This window comes from Streptomyces sp. RP5T (genome assembly GCF_003933965.1).
Lineage (GTDB): Bacteria > Actinomycetota > Actinomycetes > Streptomycetales > Streptomycetaceae > Streptomyces.
Window position 1 is genome coordinate 19,098 of sequence record NZ_RSAJ01000006.1, and the last position, 18,200, is coordinate 37,297.

Below are 18,200 nucleotides of genomic sequence, written 5' to 3' on the forward strand. Positions count from 1 at the left end.
GGTGTTTCACATGAAACATCGCCCCTTCACTGTCCCATCGCCATCTGCCGTTCCTTCGGCATGGCCAGGGCGACCGCCGCGTAGACGACGGCGACCGCGACCACCAGCGGTACCGAGCGGCCGTCCGGCGGCAGGATCAGTGCGGCCACCGCCGCGGCGCCCACGAAAGCGATGTTGAACAGAACGTCGTAGACGGAGAAGATCCTGCCCCGGAAACCGTCATCGACGGAGGACTGCACGATGGTGTCCGTGGCGATCTTCGCGCCCTGAGTGATCAGGCCCAGCACGAACGCCGCGATGAGCATGGGGACGGCCGCGAAGGGGAGTCCGAGTGCGGGCTCCAGGACCGCGGCGGTTGCCGCGCACACGGCGATCCAGCGTTCGGGGCCGAGCTTCTCCGCGGTCCACGGGGTGATCACCGCGGCCGTGAAGAACCCTGCGCCGGAGATTCCCACCGCCAGTCCCAGCAGGGCGAGTCCGGCGTCCGGATCGGACGTCAGGGCGTACCGGCAGAGCATCAGCACCGTGACGAGCAGCGCGCCGTAACAGAACCGCATGACCGACATCGCGCCGAGCGCCCAGGCGGCCGACCGGCGGGCGGGTGCGGCCAGATGCCGTACACCGGCGGCCAGGTCACGGGCTGAGCCGGCGAGGGCGGCACCGAGGTCGGGCTGGATCAGCTCACGGTCGGGGCCGAGCAGTTCCACGGGCATGCGCAGGGCGGCGAGCGCACCGCACAGGTACAACCCCGCTCCCAGCAGCACCACGACGGCATCGGAGTCGGCGACCAGCAGGCGTACGGCAAGAGCCAGGCCGCCGCCGACGGTCGCGGCGAGCGTTCCGGCTGTCGGGGAGAGGGAGTTGGCGAGCACCAGCCGTTCCTCGTCCACGACACGGGGCAGTGCGGCGGACAGGCCGGACAGGACGAAGCGGTTGACGGCGGTGACACACAGGGCGGAGGCGTAGAAGAGCCAGTCCGGGACGGGGCTGAGCATCAGGACGGCCGTCGCCGAAGCCAGCAGGGCGCGCACGAGATTGCCGTAGACGAAGACCTGACGGCGGCGCCAGCGGTCCAGGAGGACGCCGGCGAACGGGCCCACCAAGGAGTACGGGAGCAGCAGGACCGCCATCGCGGAGGCGATCGCCGCGGCGGAGGCCTGCTTCTCCGGGGAGAACACGACGTAGGAGGCGAGCCCGATCTGATAGACGCCATCGGCGCCCTGGGAGAGCAGGCGCACGGAGAGCAGGCGCCGGAAGTCCCGGAAGCGGAGAAGGACACGCAGATCGCGGACGACGGACATGGGGCACAGCCTCACATACGGCGAAGGTCCCCGGGCGAGACAGCCCGGGGACCTTCTGCAGCCCTGGCAGGAGCGTTTGAGTGAGCCTTAGCGCTCGACCTCACCCTTGATGAACTTCTCGACGTTCTCGCGGGCCTCGTCGTCGAAGTACTGGACCGGCGGGGACTTCATGAAGTAGCTGGAGGCCGACAGGATCGGGCCGCCGATGCCGCGGTCCTTGGCGATCTTCGCGGCGCGCAGCGCGTCGATAATGACACCGGCCGAGTTCGGGGAGTCCCAGACCTCGAGCTTGTACTCGAGGTTCAGCGGGACGTCACCGAAGGCACGGCCCTCAAGGCGGACGTACGCCCACTTGCGGTCGTCGAGCCAGGCCACGTAGTCCGACGGACCGATGTGGACGTTCTTCTCGCCGAGGTCCCGGTCGGGGATCTGGGAGGTGACGGCCTGCGTCTTGGAGATCTTCTTGGACTCCAGGCGGTCACGCTCGAGCATGTTCTTGAAGTCCATGTTGCCGCCGACGTTCAGCTGCATCGTGCGGTCCAGGACGACGCCTCGGTCCTCGAACAGCTTCGCCATGACGCGGTGCGTGATGGTGGCGCCGACCTGGGACTTGATGTCGTCACCGACGATCGGGACGCCTGCCTCGGTGAACTTGTCCGCCCACTCCTTGGTGCCGGCGATGAAGACCGGGAGGGCGTTGACGAAGGCGACCTTGGCGTCGATGGCGCACTGGGCGTAGAACTTCGCCGCGTCCTCGGAACCGACGGGCAGGTAGCAGACGAGCACGTCGACCTGCTTGTCCTTGAGGACCTGGACGACGTCGACCGGGGCCTCGGCGGACTCCTCGATGGTCTCGCGGTAGTACTTGCCGAGGCCGTCGAGGGTGTGGCCGCGCTGGACGGTCACACCGGTGTTCGGCACGTCGCAGATCTTGATGGTGTTGTTCTCGGAGGCGCCGATGGCGTCGGCGAGGTCGAGACCGACCTTCTTCGCGTCGACGTCGAACGCCGCGACGAACTCGACGTCACGAACGTGGTAGTCGCCGAACTGGACGTGCATCAGCCCGGGGACCCTCGACGCCGGGTCGGCGTCCTTGTAGTACTCGACTCCCTGAACCAGCGACGCGGCGCAGTTGCCCACGCCGACGACGGCTACGCGAACCGAACCCATTCCGGTTGCTCCCTGTGTGTACGAGTGAGGCCCTGGCAGGGACCTCACGTGGCGGTGTCGCCGGGCGTATCCGGCCCGGGGGTGTCCCCGGACCGGGGCAGGACGCCCGGCGCTCCCTCTGTGGTGTCGCGAGCGGTTTCTCCATGGCCGGGGCCCTTCAGGTCCCGGCCGGCCCGCTCGCTCTCGATGAGCTCGTTCAGCCAGCGCACTTCGCGCTCCACGGACTCCATCCCGTGGCGCTGGAGCTCAAGCGTGTAGTCGTCGAGGCGCTCCCGGGTGCGTGCCAGCGAGGCACTCATCTTCTCCAGGCGCTCCTCCAGCCGGCTGCGGCGGCCTTCGAGGACCCGCATACGGACGTCGCGCGAGGTCTGCCCGAAGAAGGCGAAACGAGCGGCGAAGTGCTCGTCCTCGTACGCGTCGGGACCCGTCTGCGAGAGCAGTTCCTCGAAGTGCTCCTTACCTTCCGCCGTCAACCGGTAGACGATCTTGGCGCGACGCCCTGCGAGTGGTGCGGCGAGGGCGTCCTCGGTGGTGTTCCCCGGTTCCTCGATCAACCAGCCGTTGGCGAGCAGCGTCTTGAGGCAGGGGTAGAGCGTGCCGTAGCTGAACGCCCGGAACACGCCCAGGGACGTGTTGAGGCGTTTGCGCAGCTCATAGCCGTGCATCGGGGACTCGCGGAGCAGGCCGAGCACGGCGAATTCGAGGATCCCGGAACGCCGGCTCATCGTCGCCTCCTCGTCACTGTCTCGCCCCGATGTATCGACTCGATACATCAAGACGATAGAACGCCCTTCCGGGCGCGACAAGTGGGGAGACGGTGAACGGGATCACATCAAGGTTTCATCCGAACCAAGTTGCCGGATTTGCGGTGAAGTTCGGAGCTCGGCGGGTTTTGACGGTGCGTAGTCTGTGCGGCATGCACACCACCGGGGACCGAGTGACGCCTGGGGGGCGTTACTGTCCCGGTGCGGTACGGATGAATGCGCGACCGACCACATCCGTACTTCGGGGGGACCGGAAACCAGCCGCCGTTTCCAGGCGCGCAAAGGTGCGCCTGCCCGAGGAGTAGTCGTTCGATGAGCGAGCACCGTCGCAAACCGCCGCAGCCGCAGGGAGGCGGACGTGCCGCGGCCCGACGCGGCCAGTCCGGCTCGTCCTCCGGCCGCCGCGCGGCTCCGCGAGGCGCCACCGGGTCTCTTGCCGACTCCTATGGGACGAGCTCCCAGGAGTCGGCGCCCTACGGTCCGGGAGGCGAGGAACGTCAGTACGGCGGCCGTGCCGAGGCTCGCCGTGCGGCCCAGAGAAGCACGAGCGGCGGTGGTCGCCGCAGAGGGGCGGAACCGGGCCGCGGAGCCAGGCGAGGGGCACCGGCCGGCCGGGGTCGTGTGTCCGATTCCGGCAAGAGGCGGTTCATCGACTACCCGCGCGCGGGCAAGTACGGTGTGGCGCGCTGGGTGCCGTCCTGGAAGCTGGTGACCGGCCTGTTCATCGGGTTCGTCGGCAGTCTGGTCGCGGTTGCCGGCATCGGATACGCGGTGGTGGCTGTGCCTGATCAGGCACAGAGCGCGACGGCGCAGAACAACGTCTTCTATTGGTCCGACAAAAGCGAGATGGTCTCCACGGGTGGCGAGACCAACCGTCAGATCGTCAACCTCGCGCAGATCCCGAAGGCGATGCAGTACGCCGTCGTCTCGCAGGAGAACAAGACCTTCTACACCGACAGCGGCATCGACCCCAAGGGCATCGCCCGCGCCGTCTTCAACATGGCCAGGGGCGGCAACACCCAGGGTGGTTCCACCATCACTCAGCAGTACGTCAAGAACGCGCGCCTGAACGACCAGTCCCAGACCGTCACCCGCAAGTTCAAGGAGATCTTCATCTCCATCAAGGTGGGTGCCACGGTCAAGAAGGACGACATCATGGAGGGCTACCTGAACTCCGCGTACTACGGTCGCAACGCCTACGGCATCCAGGCGGCCGCGCGCGCGTACTTCAACAAGGACGCCAAGGACCTTGACCCGGGTGAGTGCGCGTTCCTGGCAGCCACGCTGAAGGGCGCCACGTACTACGACCCGGCGGGCGCGACCTCCATCGACTCGGTCAACGCCACGCCTGAAGCCAACCGCAAGCGAGCCCTGCGGCAGATGCAGGACACCCTGGACAAGATGGTCGAGTACGGCCATCTCGGGGCGGCGGAGCGAGCCAAGTACACCGCGCTGCCGAAGGTGCAGAACCCCCGGTCCAACACCCAGCTCAAGGGTCAGGTCGGCTACCTGGTCGACCTCGCCAAGGCCTATCTGATCAACAACAAGATCATCACCGCCGACCAGCTTCAGCAGGGTGGCTACTCGATCTACACGACCTTCGACAAGAAGAAGGTCGGTGAACTCGAGGCAGCGGTCAAGAAGGTCCGCAAGGAGAACATCGACCCCAAGAAGCGGCCGGACAAGGACACCTATGTCCAGTTCGGCGGGGCGTCGGTGGAACCGGCCACGGGGGCGATCCGGGCCTGCTACGGCGGCGAGGACGCGACCACCCACTTCACCAACAACTGCGACTCGACCGGTGCCCAGGTCGGTTCGACGTTCAAGACCTTCGTCCTCGCCGCAGCGATGAAGTGGGGCGTGCGCGATCCGGATCTCGGTGAGAGCCAGGCCCAGGACGAACGCACGGTCGTCAACGCGAAGAGCCTGTTCAGCGGCAAGAACAATCTCAAGATCGAGAACTACGACGGTTCGATCTGGAAGAACGAGGAGGGCAAGGAGTGGCTCCAGGAGAACGACGGCAAGCAGTCCTACGGCTCTCCGCCCAAGTTCCAGATCGACCTGCGTGAGGCGATGCGGGAGTCGGTCAACTCCGCCTTCGTGCAGCTCGGCATGGATGTCGGCCTGGACAAGGTGAAGGAGTCGGCCATGGACGCGGGCCTCAAGGAGAACAGCCTGGCCGGCACCAACTTCCCGTCCTTCTCCATCGGTATCTCCGACCCCAGCGCGATCCGCATGGCGGGCGCGTACGCCACCTTCGCGGCCAGCGGCAAGCAGAACGAGCCGTACTCGGTCGAGAGGGTCACCAGCAAGGACGGGGACGTCTTCAATCACAAGGCGGCACCCAAGCAGGCCTTCGAGAAGAAGGTCGCCGACAACGTCACCGACGTCCTCAAGACCGTGGTCGAGAAGGGCACGGGCACCAACGCCCAGCTGACCGGCCGTGATGTGGCCGGCAAGACCGGTACCACCGACGGCAACAAGTCGGCCTGGTTCGTCGGGTACACCCCGCAGTTGTCCACGGCGATCACGATGTTCCGGCTGGACGACGACGAGACCAAGAAGAACCGCACCTTCCTGGAGATGTACGGCACGGGTGGCCAGGAGAAGATCCACGGTGCGTCGTTCCCGTCGGAGATCTGGCACGACTACATGGAGCAGGCACTGAAGGGGCAGAAGGCGATCGACTTCCCGACGCCGGAGCCCATCGGTGAGATCGTCAACGAGGAGCCCAGCCCGACGCCCACTCCGACGCCCAGCGAGACCGAGTCGCCCACTCCGACTCCGACCCCGACGCCCAGCGAGACGCTCACGTCACCGACGCCCACGGCGTCCGAGAGCTGCCGGTTCGACTGGCAGTGCAGCGGTGCGGGCGGTACGGACACGGGTGGCACCGACGGAGGCGTGACCTCGTCACCGACGGCCAGCTCGACCGACACCAACGGCGGAAACACCAACGGCAATGGCAATGGGGGGCTATTCGGCGGCTCGACTGGTTAGTCGCCAAATGCCCCGTCGAGGGTGTTTCACGTGAAACATGGGCCGTCGCACCCACCAGGTGCGGCGGCCCTCGGCGTATTCCCAGCCTCGTACGGCAGGATGTGCGGCATGCCCAGTGCTGAATCGACGCCAGCGAGCGTGCACGAGTCGGAGCCAGTGCTTCCGACCAAGGACGACGAGGTCTCCAGGAACGGCAGCGAGTTCATCGGCGGTCCGCTGGGGCGGCGCGCCCTGCTGGGGACCTCCTGGTGGACGCCCGTCCGGATCATCGCGCTCGTGGCCATCGGCATGTTCGCGCTCGGCCTGGTCCAGAAGGCGCCCTGCTACAACGGCGGCTGGTTCTTCGGGGCCAGCTCCCAGTACACCCACGCGTGCTACTCGGACATCCCGCACCTCTACCAGGGGCGCGGCTTCGCCGACGGGCTCGTCCCGTACTTCGACAAGCTTCCCGGTGACATGCAGTACCTCGAATACCCGGTGCTGACCGGTGTGTTCATGGAGGTGGCCGCCTGGCTCACGCCGGGGAGCGGCAGCATCCAGGACCAGGAGCAGTGGTACTGGATGGTCAACGCCGGGATGCTGATGGTCTGCGCGGCCGTCATCGTCGTCTGCGTCAGCCGTACCCACGCCCGCCGGCCCTGGGACGGTCTCCTGGTCGCCCTGGCGCCGGCCTTCGCGTTGACCGCCACCATCAACTGGGACCTGCTGGCGGTCGCTCTGACGGCCTCCGCGATGCTGATGTGGGCGCGGGGCCGTTCGCTCGCCTTCGGGGTCCTCCTGGGGCTCGCCACGGCCGCCAAGCTCTACCCGGTCTTCCTGCTCGGGCCGCTGTTCGTGCTGTGCTGGCGGGCGGGCAAGTGGCGGGACTTCGGCAAGGCCCTGGGCGGCGCGGTCGTCTCCTGGCTCGTGGTGAACCTGCCGGTGATGTTCTTCGCCTTCGACGGCTGGTCGAAGTTCTACACGTTCAGCCAGGAGCGGGGCGTGGACTTCGGCTCGTTCTGGCTGATCCTGGCCCAGAACTCCGCCGACCCGCTGAGCACCGAGACCGTCAACACCCTCGCCATGCTGCTGGTGCTGCTGTGCTGCGCGGGCATCGCGGTGCTGGCCCTGACCGCCCCGCGCCGGCCGCGCTTCGCCCAGCTGGCGTTCCTGATCGTCGCCGTGTTCATCCTCACCAACAAGGTCTACTCGCCGCAGTACGTCCTGTGGATGGTGCCGCTGGCCGTACTCGCCCGGCCCAAGTGGCGCGACTTCCTCATCTGGCAGGCGTGCGAGGTGGCGTACTTCCTGGGGATCTGGATGTACCTCGCGTACACGACCAGCGGCAACGCCCACAAGGGTCTGCCGACCGACGGCTACCACTGGGCCATCGGTCTGCATCTGCTGGGCACGGTCTACCTGTGCGCGATGGTTGTGCGCGACATCCTCATGCCGGAACGGGACGTGGTGCGCCGGGCCGGCGACGACGATCCCTCAGGTGGCGTGCTCGACGGAGCCGCCGATGTCTTCGTGCTGGGTCCCGCCGCCCATCCACCGCGGCACGCGGCCCACTTCGACGGCCCTCAGGTGGAGTGGGGCGGAGACCGGGAGTCCACCGACCGTTCGCTCTGAGCGAACGGCCCCCATATGGCGTATGCCGGTTGGGGCACACGCGTGAAAGGCCGTGCACGGGCATTCCGTGTACGGCCTTTTCGCTGTGATGCGCGAGGTGCGCGAGGTAGGCGAGGTGCTCAGCGGTCGACGATGCGGTCGAACTGCGTGGTGGTGTGCCGCAGATGGGCCACCAGTTCCTCACCGACCTTCGGCTCCGGGGCGTCCGAGGGCACGAACAGGATGGAGACCTGCATGTGCGGCGGCTCGGCGAACCAGCGCTGCTTGCCGCCCCAGACGAACGGAGAAAGGTTCCGGTTGACCGTGGCCAGGCCGGCCCGGGCGACGCCCTTGGCGCGCGGCATGACGCCGTGCAGGGCCTTCGGGGCCTCCAGACCCACCCCGTGCGACGTACCGCCCGCCACGACCACCAGGAAGCCGTCGGAGGCTGCCTTCTGCTGCCGGTAGCCGAAGCGGTCCCCCTTGGAGACGCGCGTGACGTCCAGGACGGCGCCGCGGTACTCGGTGGCGTCGTGGTCCCCGAGCCACAGCCGGGTCCCGATGCGGGCCCGGAAACGGGTCTGCGGGAACTGCTGCTGGAGCCGGGCGAGGTCCTCGGCCTTGAGGTGGCTGACGAACATGGTGTGCAGCGGCAGCCGGGCCGCGCGCAGCCGGTCCATCCAGCCGATGACCTCCTCGACGGCGTCGGAGCCGTCGGTGCGGTCGAGCGGCAGGTGGATCGCGAAGCCCTCCAGGCGGACGTTCTCTATGGCGGCGTGCAGCTGCGGCAGGTCCTGCTCGCTGATGCCGTGCCGCTTCATCGAGGACATGACCTCGATGACCACACGGGCGCCCACGAGGCCGTAGACGCCGTCGATGGAGGACACCGAGCGGATGACCCGGTCGGGCAGCGGAACCGGCTCCTCGCCGCGCCGGTACGGCGTCAGCACCAGCAGGTCACCGCCGAACCAGTCCTTGATCCGCGCGGCCTCGTACGTCGTGCCGACGGCGAGGATGTCCGAGCCCAGCCGGGTGGCCTCCTCCGCCAGCCGCTCGTGCCCGTAGCCGTAGCCGTTGCCCTTGCAGACCGGGACGAGCCCCGGGAACTGCTCCTGCACGTGCTTGTGGTGCGCCCGCCAGCGCGCGGTGTCGACGTAGAGCGTGAGCGCCATGGCCGGACCCGGAACCTTTCTAGTGGCTGCGGTGTATCAGAGGTGTGCGAGCTATTGAAGCGAACGACGCGATGTCAGCGGCGCGACATGTAGATGTCGAGCGCCTTGTGGAGCAGCTTGTTGAGCGGGAAGTCCCACTCGCCGAGGTACTCGGCGGCCTGACCGCCCGTGCCCACCTTGAACTGGATCAGACCGAAGAGGTGGTCGGTCTCGTCCAGCGAGTCGGAGATGCCCCGCAGGTCGTAGACGGTCGCGCCGAGCGCGTAGGCGTCACGCAGCATCCGCCACTGCATCGCGTTCGAGGGCCGGACCTCGCGGCCGATGTTGTCGGAGGCGCCGTAGGAGTACCAGACGTGGCCGCCGACGATCAGCATGGTCGCCGCCGACAGGTTCACGCCCTCGTGCCGGGCGAAGTACAGCCGCATCCGGTTGGGGTCCTCGGTGTTGAGGGCCGTCCACATCCGCTGGAAGTACGACAGCGGGCGCGGCCGGAAGTGGTCGCGCACCGCGGTGATCTCGTACAGCCGCTGCCATTCCTCGAGGTCCTGGTAACCGCCCTGGACGACCTCGACGCCGGCCTTCTCGGCCTTCTTGATGTTGCGGCGCCACAGCTGGTTGAAGTTCTTGTGGACCTCTTCCAGGGACCGGTTCGCGAGCGGCACCTGGTAGACGTAGCGGGGCTGGACGTCACCGAAGCCGGCTCCCCCGTCCTCACCCTGCTGCCAGCCCATACGGCGCAGCTTGTCGGCGACCTCGAAGGCACGCGGCTCGATGAAGTCCGCCTCGATGTCCCGCAGGCGCTTCACGTCCGGGTTCTGGATGCCCGCCTTGATGGACGTGGCCTCCCAACGCCGGATGATCACCGGAGGGCCCATCTTCACGGAGAACGCGCCCTGGTGCTTGAGGTGCGCGAGCATCGGTTCCAGCCACTCGGTCAGATTCGGCGCGAACCAGTTGATGACCGGGCCCTCGGGCAGATAGGCGAGATAGCGCTTGATCTTGGGCAGCTGACGGTAGAGGACCAGGCCCGCGCCGACCAGCTCGCCGGTCTTCTCGTCGAACCAGCCGAGGCTCTCGGAGCGCCACTCCGCCTTGACGTCTGCCCAGGCAGGAACCTGCATGTGGCTCGCCGAGGGCAGGCTCTGGATGTATGCCAGATGCTGCTCGCGGCTGATCGTCCTCAGGGTCAGGCTCATTCGGGGCGCTCCTCGGGCTGGTGTGTCCCCATGGGTACAGGGGCTCCGGCTCTCGCGCCGAAGCCTACTGCGCCTTGCGAGCGCCCTGGCTGGGCGTACGGAACCCGCGCCTCGGCTCGGGGGCCGCCGAGGCGTTCCGTGGTGCTTTGGGTGGTGTCAGGTGGGCAGTGCCCGCGGCGTCAGCTGATGACCCCGCCGAAGAGACCTCCGTGCGCCATGCCGAGGAAGAATCCGACCGCGGCGGCGCCGAGGCCCAGGATCAGCCCGAAGCGCTCCCGGGTGGTCTCCGAGATCCACTGGCCGTACGCGCCGGTGAGGATGCCCACCAGGCCGGTCCAGGAGCTGAGCAGGTGCAGGTCGTCGAACATCGCCGAGACGAAGGCCGTGATCCCCAGCACCAGGGTCACCGCGAGCAGCGTGTCCTGGAGGGGGTGGGGCTTTCCGTCCGTGGCGAAGAGGCCTCCGGCGGTGTTGGGTCGCATTGCCTGTGCCATAGGGCACCTCCTGCGGAAGACGGCGCACCGTAGCGCCATACACACCCGATGGGTACAGAGTGGCCGCCCTCGGGGCCGGATTTCAACCGGAAGCCGGTGTGCGGGTAGTCTGTACCGTCTGCACGGTGTCTGCCCATGTCACGACCGGGTCTACCGCGAGGAAGCCCCGATTGTCAGTGGCGGCCGATACCGTTGCGTACGCATCACAACCCTCCTGCCACGGAACGACCGTGGCCGTTGAGTCCAAAGGAGGTGGGTTCCACATGCGTCATTACGAGGTGATGGTCATCCTCGACCCCGATCTGGAGGAGCGCGCTGTCGCCCCCCTGATCGAGAACTTCCTCTCCGTCGTCCGTGAGGGCAACGGCAAGGTGGAGAAGGTCGACACCTGGGGCCGTCGTCGGCTCTCGTACGAGATCAAGAAGAAGCCCGAGGGCATCTACTCGGTCATCGACCTGCAGGCCGAGCCTGCGGTCGTCAAGGAGCTCGACCGCCAGCTGAACCTGAACGAGTCGGTCCTCCGGACCAAGGTCCTCCGCCCCGAGACCCACTGAGCTCTCCAGCTCGGTTGATCCCGGGATCCGAGTAGCAGCAACCAAGCAGCCAGAGCAAACCCGCCGAGAGGTTCCCCATGGCAGGCGAGACCGTCATCACGGTCGTCGGCAATCTTGTCGACGACCCCGAGCTGCGCTTCACCCCTTCCGGTGCGGCGGTCGCGAAGTTCCGTGTCGCGTCCACCCCCCGCACCTTCGACCGTCAGACGAACGAGTGGAAGGACGGCGAGAGCCTGTTCCTGACCTGCTCGGTCTGGCGTCAGGCGGCGGAGAACGTCGCCGAGTCGCTCCAGCGAGGCATGCGCGTCATCGTGCAGGGCCGGCTGAAGCAGCGGTCCTACGAGGACCGTGAGGGCGTCAAGCGCACGGTCTACGAGCTGGACGTCGAGGAAGTCGGCGCCAGCCTGCGCAGTGCCACGGCCAAGGTCACCAAGACGTCCGGCGGTGCCGGTCGTGGTGGCCAGGGCGGTTACGGCGGCGGTGGCGCCGGCGGCCAGGGTGGCGGCGGCTGGGGCGGTGGCCCCGGCGGCGGTCAGCAGGGCGGCGGCGCTCCTGCCGACGACCCGTGGGCGACCGGCGCTCCCGCCGGTGGCAACCAGGGCGGTGGCGGCGGCTGGGGTGGAAACTCCGGCGGCGGCGGTGGCGGCGGCTACTCGGACGAGCCCCCCTTCTAGGCCTTCGGCCGAGGGGTGGGTCGTACCCACACTTCTTGATCACACAGGAGAAACACCATGGCGAAGCCGCCTGTGCGCAAGCCTAAGAAGAAGGTCTGCGCTTTCTGCAAGGACAAGGTCACGTACGTGGACTACAAGGACACGAACATGCTGCGGAAGTTCATTTCCGACCGCGGCAAGATCCGTGCCCGCCGCGTGACCGGCAACTGCACGCAGCACCAGCGTGACGTCGCCACGGCCGTCAAGAACAGCCGTGAGATGGCGCTGCTGCCCTACACCTCCACCGCGCGATAAGGGAAGGGTGACCGACTAATGAAGATCATCCTCACCCACGAGGTCTCCGGCCTCGGTGCCGCGGGCGACGTCGTCGACGTCAAGGACGGTTACGCTCGCAACTACCTGATCCCGCGGAACTTCGCGATCCGTTGGACCAAGGGTGGCGAGAAGGACGTCGAGCAGATCCGTCGTGCTCGCAAGATCCACGAGATCCAGACCATCGAGCAGGCCAACCAGGTGAAGGCCCAGCTTGAGGGCGTCAAGGTCCGCCTGGCCGTCCGCTCCGGCGACGCCGGTCGTCTCTTCGGTTCCGTCACCCCGGCCGACATCGCTTCCGCGATCAAGGCTTCCGGTGGCCCCGAGGTCGACAAGCGCCGCATCGAGCTGGGCTCGCCGATCAAGACGCTGGGCGCCCACGAGACGTCCGTGCGTCTGCACCCCGAGGTTGCCGCCAAGGTCAACATCGAGGTCGTCGCGGCCTGACCGCTGCGCGTGGCTTGAGCAGTGGTGAGAGGGGCCGTACCCAGCGAGGTACGGCCCCTCTTGCGTGCCTTGGTGCAGGTCGTCGTGGGGCTTCCCGTGTTTCACGTGAAACAGGACGGCTCATGGTGTTTCACGTGAAACGGTCAACGGGTCGCGCCGGTGACGATCCAGCGGCCCGAACGGGTGCGTAGCCAGAGCGTCAGCATCCGGATCAGCATCATCACCGTCATCGCTGCCCACAGGGCGGTGAGACCGCCATCCAGAACGGGCACGAGGAGCGCCGCCGGGGCGAACGCGGCCAGGGTGATCACCATGGCCCAGGCGAGGTAGGGCCCATCGCCGGCTCCCATCAGGACACCGTCCAGGACGAAGACGACACCGCAGATCGGTTGGGAGAGAGCCACGATCACCAGAGCGGGCAGGGCGGTGTCCGTGACCGTGGAGTCACTGGTGAACAAGGGAAGGAACAGCGGGCGGGAGAGTACGACCAGCACGCCGAGGCCGACACCGACCGCGATGCCCCACTCGACCATCCGACGACATGACTGTCGTGCCCCTTCGGTGTCTCCGGCGCCCAGATAGCGACCGATGATGGCCTGCCCGGCGATGGCGATGGCATCCAGGGCGAAGGCGAGCAGGCTCCACAGGGACAGGATGATCTGGTGGGCGGCGATGTCGGCGTCTCCCAGACGGGCTGCGACGGCCGTGGCGATCATCAGGATCGCTCTCAGGGAGAGCGTGCGGACCAGCAGAGGGACACCGGCTTGGGCGGAGGCCCTGATCCCTGCGGCGTCAGGACGCAAGGAGGCGCCATGGCGGCGGGCTCCCCGGATGACGACCACGAGGTAGGCCGCGGCCATGCCGCACTGGGCGATGACGGTGCCCCAGGCGGAGCCCGCGATGCCGAGGTCGGCGCCGTAGACGAGGCCTGCGTTGAGGACGCCATTGGCCACGAAGCCGGCGATGGCGACGTAGAGAGGGGTCTTGGTGTCCTGGAGCCCGCGGAGTACGCCGGTCGAGGCGAGCACCACCAGCATGGCCGGGACGCCGAGGGCCGAGATCCGCAGGTAGGTCGTCGCGTAGGGGGCGGCGGTGTCGGAGGCTCCGAAGAGTTCCACGAGCGACGGGGCCGTGGGAAGGACGACGGCGATGACAACTGCCCCGAGCAGCAGTGCCAGCCAGATGCCGTCCATGCCCTGCCGGATGGCGGCCTGGAGGTCGCCCGCTCCTACCCGGCGAGCAACGGCTGCGGTGGTGGCGTAGGCGAGGAAGACGAAGACACTGACGGCCGTCATGAGGAGGGCCGAGGCGATGCCGAGTCCGGCGAGTTGGGCGGTGCCCAGATGGCCGACGATCGCGCTGTCGGCCATGACGAAAAGGGGCTCGGCGACCAGCGCGCCGAAGGCCGGGACGGCGAGCGCGACGATCTCGCGGTCGTGCTGTCGGCGGGTGGCCTTGGGAGTCGCGGGCGCCTGTGTCATGTGCACCAATCTAATCGTCCACAGGTAAGTGATGCAATGCGGTCGAGACCCTTACTCGTGTTCGGGTGGTGTGCACAGCTGTGTACAGTTCGAACTGATCTTGAGCCGACCGGGAAAGTTTTTCTTCTGCACAGCCAGTGGATGGCGAAGGCGCAGGTCAGGGCGGCTCTGTGGGAATGATGGGGAGCTTGTTCACAGGGCTGTCCACCGGGTCGTGCACAGGTTTTGAGCAGTTCTCCACAGCATCCGGGCCGTCGTCCACATGGCCTGTGGATAACCAGATTGGCTGACGGTGCCCGCGGGCCTACGGTGGTCCGGCGCCCGCTCCGTTCGTCGGCTGGGAAACCATCACAAAACCGACGCGCCAGAACCGGAGTTGGGCGTCTCATTTGTCAGTGCCGTGCCGTAGAACTGAGAAGCACGGCGAGGTCCGCTCGGCGGACGGGAGGAGGTGGCTCGGTGAGCATTTCCGAGCCCTTGGACGACCCGTGGGCCGACAGCGGGCCCAGCGATCGTCTGCCTTCCTCGCGTCGTCGCGGCGACGGAGGCCGGGGGCGTGACGAGCAGCACGACCGCGGCAGGGACACCGGTGAGTGGGACGGCGGAGGCACGGCCTTCGAGCGGGTCCCGCCCCAGGACCTGGACGCCGAGCAGTCCGTCCTCGGCGGCATGCTCCTGTCCAAGGACGCCATCGCGGACGTCGTCGAGGTCATCAAGGGCCACGACTTCTACAAGCCCGCCCACGAGACGATCTTCCAGGCGATCCTGGACGTCTACGCCAAGGGCGAGCCGGCCGACCCCATCACGATCGCCGCGGAACTCACCAAGCGGGGTGAGATCAACAAGGTGGGCGGCGCATCGTATCTGCACACGCTCGTCCAGACCGTGCCCACGGCGGCCAACGCCGAGTACTACGCGGAGATCGTCCACGAGCGGGCGGTCCTGCGGCGGCTGGTCGAGGCGGGGACGCGGATCACCCAGATGGGATACGCGGGCGACGACGACGTCGACGAGATCGTCAACCGCGCCCAGGCCGAGATCTACGCGGTCACCGAGCAGCGCACCAGCGAGGACTATCTGCCGCTCGGCGACATCATGGAGGGTGCGCTCGACGAGATCGAGGCGATCGGCTCACGCAGTGGCGAGATGACCGGTGTGCCCACCGGCTTCACCGACCTCGACTCCCTCACCAACGGTCTGCACCCGGGGCAGATGATCGTCATCGCGGCCCGTCCGGCCATGGGTAAGTCCACCCTCGCGCTGGACTTCGCCCGCGCGGCCTCGATCAAGCACAACCTGCCCAGCGTCATCTTCTCCCTCGAAATGGGCCGCAACGAGATCGCGATGCGCCTGCTGTCCGCCGAGGCGCGCGTGGCCCTGCACCACATGCGGTCGGGCACCATGACCGACGAGGACTGGACCCGGCTGGCGCGCCGGATGCCCGAGGTGTCCTCCGCACCGCTCTACATCGACGACTCCCCGAACCTGTCGATGATGGAGATCCGCGCGAAGTGCCGGCGGCTGAAACAGCGCAATGACATCAAGCTCGTGATCATCGACTATCTGCAGCTGATGCAGGCCGGTGGTTCCAAGCGCTCCGAGAGCCGTCAGCAGGAGGTCTCGGACATGTCCCGTAACCTCAAGCTCCTGGCCAAGGAGTTGGAGGTCCCGGTGATCGCGCTCTCGCAGCTCAACCGTGGACCCGAGCAGCGCACGGACAAGAAGCCCATGGTGTCCGACCTGCGTGAGTCGGGCTCCATCGAGCAGGACGCCGACATGGTGATCCTGCTGCACCGTGAGGACGCCTACGAGAAGGAGTCCCCCCGCGCGGGCGAGGCGGACATCATCGTGGGCAAGCACCGTAACGGCCCCACGGCGACGATCACCGTCGCCTTCCAGGGCCACTACTCGCGTTTCGTGGACATGGCACAGACCTGATGCCCTCGCCGCGCTGCGGCGGCTGTTGTCGGAAGGGCTCCGCACCCCGGGCCCAAAGAAGTCGACGCCCGCGTCCCCCGCGGGATGGACTGGGCCCATGACGACATCTCAGGAAGAGCTGCTCCCCGGCACGCGCCGGGCGCTGCTGCACCGGATCGCTGTGGCTCAGGCGGAAGGGAGGGCACCCTCGCTGGTCGCGGCGGTCGTGCGGGACGGCCGGGCCGTGTGGCACGGAGCGCGCACCTCGGTGGACGGGCACGGCCCTGACGGGAACGTGCAGTACCGCATCGGCTCGATCACCAAGACCTTCACCGCCGTCCTCGTCCTGCGCCTGCGCGACGAAGGGCTGCTCGATCTCGGTGACCCGCTGGAGAAGCACCTGACAGGCACGGGTGCGGGGGAAGCCACGATCGCCGAACTCCTCGCTCACACCGGGGGGTTGGCTGCCGAGACGCCTGCGCCGTGGTGGGAGCGCTCCTCGGCGGATCTGCGTCCCGAACTCGCCGACGTACTGGGTGAGCAGCCCTTCCTGCATCCGGTGGGACGCCGCTTCCACTATTCGAATCCCGGCTACACCCTGCTGGGAGCACTCGTGGAGAAGCTCCGCGGGGCGCCGTGGGAGGAGGTGCTGCGGCGTGAGGTTCTCGAGCCGCTGGGCCTCGGCCGCACGAGCGCCCGTCCTGAAGCGCCGCATGCGGGCGGCTGGGCGGTGCATCCGTGGGCCGATGTGATGATGCCCGAGCCCGCCGAGGACCTCGGGCGGATGGCTCCCGCGGGGCAACTCTGGTCCACCACGGACGACTTGGCCCGCTTCGCGGTCTTCCTGACGAACGGCGACGACCGTGTCCTGGGTGCGGAGACCGTGCGTGAGATGCGCACCCCCGCGGCGCCGGCCGGGGTGGGGGAACTCGCCGACGGTGCCACCTACGGGCTGGGACTGCAGATCCAGCACCGGGAAGGGCGGCTGCTCGTGGGCCATTCGGGCTCACTGCCGGGCTTCCTCGCGAATCTCACGATCAGCCTGGTGGACGACGTCGCCGCGGTCGTGCTGGCCAACTGCACGTCCGGCCCGTCGCTGTCCCTCGTGGCGTCCGATCTCGTGCGGATCGTCGCCGAGGCCGAGCCAAGGATCCCCGAACCCTGGCGGCCGATGCGTGAAGCCGATTCCCCCGCGCTGGAGTTGGCGGGTCAGTGGTACTGGGGGACGAACGGATTCGCACTGCGGCTGACGGCGGATGGACTCGTCTCGCTGGAACCCCTGGCGGGTGGGGGCCGCAGATCGCGATTCCGGGCCAATGGCGACGGCACCTGGGCCGGCCTGGAGGGCTACTACCACGGGGAGGTGCTGAAGGCCGTACGGCGGCCTGACGGGACCGTGGACCACCTCGACCTCGGTTCATTCGTGTTCACGCGGCAGCCGTACGACGAGGGGTCTTCCGTGCCGGGTGGAGTGGATCCGCAGGGGTGGCGGGGGATCGGCTAGACGCCCCTGCCCGATCGACCCCGTGGCGTCCTGTTTCACGTGAAACAGGACGCCACCGGCCGTGGAGAGAAAACGGTTCTCGGAGAGGTCACAGGGTCAGCTTGAAGCCCACATGGGAGGCCGTGAAACCGAGCCGTTCGTAGAAGCGGTGGGCGTCCGTGCGGGTGTTGTCGGACGTCAGCTGCACCAACTGGCAGTTCTGGCGACGGGATTCCTCGATCGCCCACTCGATGAGCCGCGACCCGAGTCCACTGCCGCGCTCGTCGGCGTGGATGCGCACCGCCTCGATGATGGATCGGGTGGCACCGCGCCGGGACAGACCCGGAACGATGGTGAGCTGGAGGGTGCCGACCACCCGATCTCCTCGTGTGGCGACGACCAGATGCTGGTTCGGGTCCGAGGAGAGGCGTTCCAGCGCGGCCAGGTAGGGGTTCAGGTCGTCGGGGGACTCCCGCTGGGCGCCCAAGGGGTCGTCGGCGAGCATGCCCACGATCGCGGGCACGTCGTCCGTCGTGGCGGGCCGAATCTCAAGATCTCCCATGCCCGCACCCTACGCGCGGCACTCATCGGCAGGCCCCCGATGGGATTGCCACCGCTTGCAGATATAGCGCGTCTGCAATTATT

Annotated in this window: 16 protein-coding genes; 8 read left to right on the forward strand and 8 right to left on the reverse strand. The window is 67.7% G+C overall.

Annotated elements, in window-relative coordinates:
• Positions 1-26: 26 nt before the first annotated feature.
• The 3 genes from EHS43_RS01255 to EHS43_RS01265 all read right to left on the reverse strand — a co-directional run bounded on the left by EHS43_RS01255 (position 27) and on the right by EHS43_RS01265 (position 3,196).
• Positions 27-1,301, reverse strand: coding sequence for an MFS transporter (locus EHS43_RS01255; RefSeq protein WP_125188601.1), 1,275 nt, complete (start codon positions 1,299-1,301; stop codon positions 27-29).
• A gap of 87 nt (positions 1,302-1,388) precedes the next feature.
• Positions 1,389-2,471, reverse strand: coding sequence for an inositol-3-phosphate synthase (locus EHS43_RS01260; RefSeq protein ID WP_125188603.1), 1,083 nt, complete (start codon positions 2,469-2,471; stop codon positions 1,389-1,391).
• 44 nt (positions 2,472-2,515) lie between these two features.
• Positions 2,516-3,196, reverse strand: coding sequence for a PadR family transcriptional regulator (locus EHS43_RS01265; protein WP_125188605.1), 681 nt, complete (start codon positions 3,194-3,196; stop codon positions 2,516-2,518).
• Positions 3,197-3,547: 351 nt separating this feature from the next.
• Between EHS43_RS01265 and EHS43_RS01270 the strand changes: the two genes are divergently transcribed.
• Both EHS43_RS01270 and EHS43_RS01275 read left to right on the forward strand, forming a co-directional pair.
• A complete protein-coding gene (locus EHS43_RS01270; protein WP_125188607.1) occupies positions 3,548-6,235 on the forward strand; it encodes a transglycosylase domain-containing protein in 2,688 nt (895 codons plus the stop codon).
• 99 nt (positions 6,236-6,334) lie between these two features.
• Entirely contained in the window at positions 6,335-7,846 is a 1,512-nt protein-coding gene (locus EHS43_RS01275; protein WP_125188609.1) for a glycosyltransferase family 87 protein, read from the forward strand.
• Positions 7,847-7,965: 119 nt separating this feature from the next.
• On the opposite strand, the gene EHS43_RS01280 is transcribed toward EHS43_RS01275, so the two are convergent.
• The 3 genes from EHS43_RS01280 to EHS43_RS01290 form a co-directional block, all read right to left on the reverse strand.
• A complete protein-coding gene (locus tag EHS43_RS01280) occupies positions 7,966-8,997 on the reverse strand; it encodes an alanine racemase (protein ID WP_125188611.1) in 1,032 nt (343 codons plus the stop codon).
• A gap of 74 nt (positions 8,998-9,071) precedes the next feature.
• A complete protein-coding gene (femX, locus tag EHS43_RS01285; RefSeq protein WP_020134135.1) occupies positions 9,072-10,193 on the reverse strand; it encodes a peptidoglycan bridge formation glycyltransferase FemX in 1,122 nt (373 codons plus the stop codon).
• 179 nt (positions 10,194-10,372) lie between these two features.
• Positions 10,373-10,687 (reverse strand): hypothetical protein, encoded by a 315-nt coding sequence (locus EHS43_RS01290; RefSeq protein ID WP_125188613.1) that lies wholly within the window; start codon positions 10,685-10,687, stop codon positions 10,373-10,375.
• Positions 10,688-10,950: 263 nt separating this feature from the next.
• Here EHS43_RS01290 and rpsF point away from each other — a divergent pair, with 263 nt between their 5' ends.
• The 4 genes from rpsF to rplI all read left to right on the forward strand — a co-directional run bounded on the left by rpsF (position 10,951) and on the right by rplI (position 12,674).
• Positions 10,951-11,241: a 30S ribosomal protein S6 gene (gene rpsF, locus EHS43_RS01295; protein WP_007383258.1), complete on the forward strand. Its 291-nt coding sequence runs from the start codon at positions 10,951-10,953 to the stop codon at positions 11,239-11,241.
• Positions 11,242-11,318: 77 nt separating this feature from the next.
• Positions 11,319-11,915, forward strand: coding sequence for a single-stranded DNA-binding protein (locus EHS43_RS01300; RefSeq protein WP_125188615.1), 597 nt, complete (start codon positions 11,319-11,321; stop codon positions 11,913-11,915).
• A 57-nt stretch (positions 11,916-11,972) separates the two neighbouring features.
• Positions 11,973-12,209 carry a 30S ribosomal protein S18 gene (gene rpsR / locus EHS43_RS01305; RefSeq protein ID WP_003949403.1) on the forward strand — a complete coding sequence of 79 codons (237 nt, stop codon included), beginning with the start codon at positions 11,973-11,975 and terminating at the stop codon, positions 12,207-12,209.
• A gap of 18 nt (positions 12,210-12,227) precedes the next feature.
• Positions 12,228-12,674: a 50S ribosomal protein L9 gene (rplI, locus tag EHS43_RS01310; protein WP_020134131.1), complete on the forward strand. Its 447-nt coding sequence runs from the start codon at positions 12,228-12,230 to the stop codon at positions 12,672-12,674.
• Between the two features lie 143 nt (positions 12,675-12,817).
• Here rplI and EHS43_RS01315 read toward each other — a convergent pair whose 3' ends face one another.
• Entirely contained in the window at positions 12,818-14,155 is a 1,338-nt protein-coding gene (locus EHS43_RS01315; RefSeq protein ID WP_125188617.1) for an MATE family efflux transporter, read from the reverse strand.
• Between the two features lie 459 nt (positions 14,156-14,614).
• Between EHS43_RS01315 and dnaB the strand changes: the two genes are divergently transcribed.
• Positions 14,615-16,093 (forward strand): replicative DNA helicase, encoded by a 1,479-nt coding sequence (dnaB, locus tag EHS43_RS01320; RefSeq protein ID WP_125188619.1) that lies wholly within the window; start codon positions 14,615-14,617, stop codon positions 16,091-16,093.
• Positions 16,094-16,190: 97 nt separating this feature from the next.
• Positions 16,191-17,576, forward strand: a complete 1,386-nt coding sequence (locus EHS43_RS01325) for a serine hydrolase (protein WP_125188621.1) — start codon at positions 16,191-16,193, stop codon at positions 17,574-17,576.
• 88 nt (positions 17,577-17,664) lie between these two features.
• On the opposite strand, the gene EHS43_RS01330 is transcribed toward EHS43_RS01325, so the two are convergent.
• Positions 17,665-18,117 (reverse strand): GNAT family N-acetyltransferase, encoded by a 453-nt coding sequence (locus tag EHS43_RS01330; RefSeq protein ID WP_125188623.1) that lies wholly within the window; start codon positions 18,115-18,117, stop codon positions 17,665-17,667.
• Positions 18,118-18,200 lie beyond the last annotated feature (83 nt).

Bases quoted from the DNA above. Each gene is read 5' to 3' on its own strand.
- EHS43_RS01255 (WP_125188601.1), bottom strand. From the start codon at position 1,301: ATGTCCGTCGTCCGCGATCTGCGTGTCCTTCTCCGCTTCCGGGACTTC.
- EHS43_RS01260 (WP_125188603.1), bottom strand. From the start codon at position 2,471: ATGGGTTCGGTTCGCGTAGCCGTCGTCGGCGTGGGCAACTGCGCCGCG.
- EHS43_RS01265 (WP_125188605.1), bottom strand. From the start codon at position 3,196: ATGAGCCGGCGTTCCGGGATCCTCGAATTCGCCGTGCTCGGCCTGCTC.
- EHS43_RS01270 (WP_125188607.1), top strand. From the start codon at position 3,548: ATGAGCGAGCACCGTCGCAAACCGCCGCAGCCGCAGGGAGGCGGACGT.
- EHS43_RS01275 (WP_125188609.1), top strand. From the start codon at position 6,335: ATGTGCGGCATGCCCAGTGCTGAATCGACGCCAGCGAGCGTGCACGAG.
- EHS43_RS01280 (WP_125188611.1), bottom strand. From the start codon at position 8,997: ATGGCGCTCACGCTCTACGTCGACACCGCGCGCTGGCGGGCGCACCAC.
- femX (WP_020134135.1), bottom strand. From the start codon at position 10,193: ATGAGCCTGACCCTGAGGACGATCAGCCGCGAGCAGCATCTGGCATAC.
- EHS43_RS01290 (WP_125188613.1), bottom strand. From the start codon at position 10,687: ATGGCACAGGCAATGCGACCCAACACCGCCGGAGGCCTCTTCGCCACG.
- rpsF (WP_007383258.1), top strand. From the start codon at position 10,951: ATGCGTCATTACGAGGTGATGGTCATCCTCGACCCCGATCTGGAGGAG.
- EHS43_RS01300 (WP_125188615.1), top strand. From the start codon at position 11,319: ATGGCAGGCGAGACCGTCATCACGGTCGTCGGCAATCTTGTCGACGAC.
- rpsR (WP_003949403.1), top strand. From the start codon at position 11,973: ATGGCGAAGCCGCCTGTGCGCAAGCCTAAGAAGAAGGTCTGCGCTTTC.
- rplI (WP_020134131.1), top strand. From the start codon at position 12,228: ATGAAGATCATCCTCACCCACGAGGTCTCCGGCCTCGGTGCCGCGGGC.
- EHS43_RS01315 (WP_125188617.1), bottom strand. From the start codon at position 14,155: ATGACACAGGCGCCCGCGACTCCCAAGGCCACCCGCCGACAGCACGAC.
- EHS43_RS01325 (WP_125188621.1), top strand. From the start codon at position 16,191: ATGACGACATCTCAGGAAGAGCTGCTCCCCGGCACGCGCCGGGCGCTG.
- EHS43_RS01330 (WP_125188623.1), bottom strand. From the start codon at position 18,117: ATGGGAGATCTTGAGATTCGGCCCGCCACGACGGACGACGTGCCCGCG.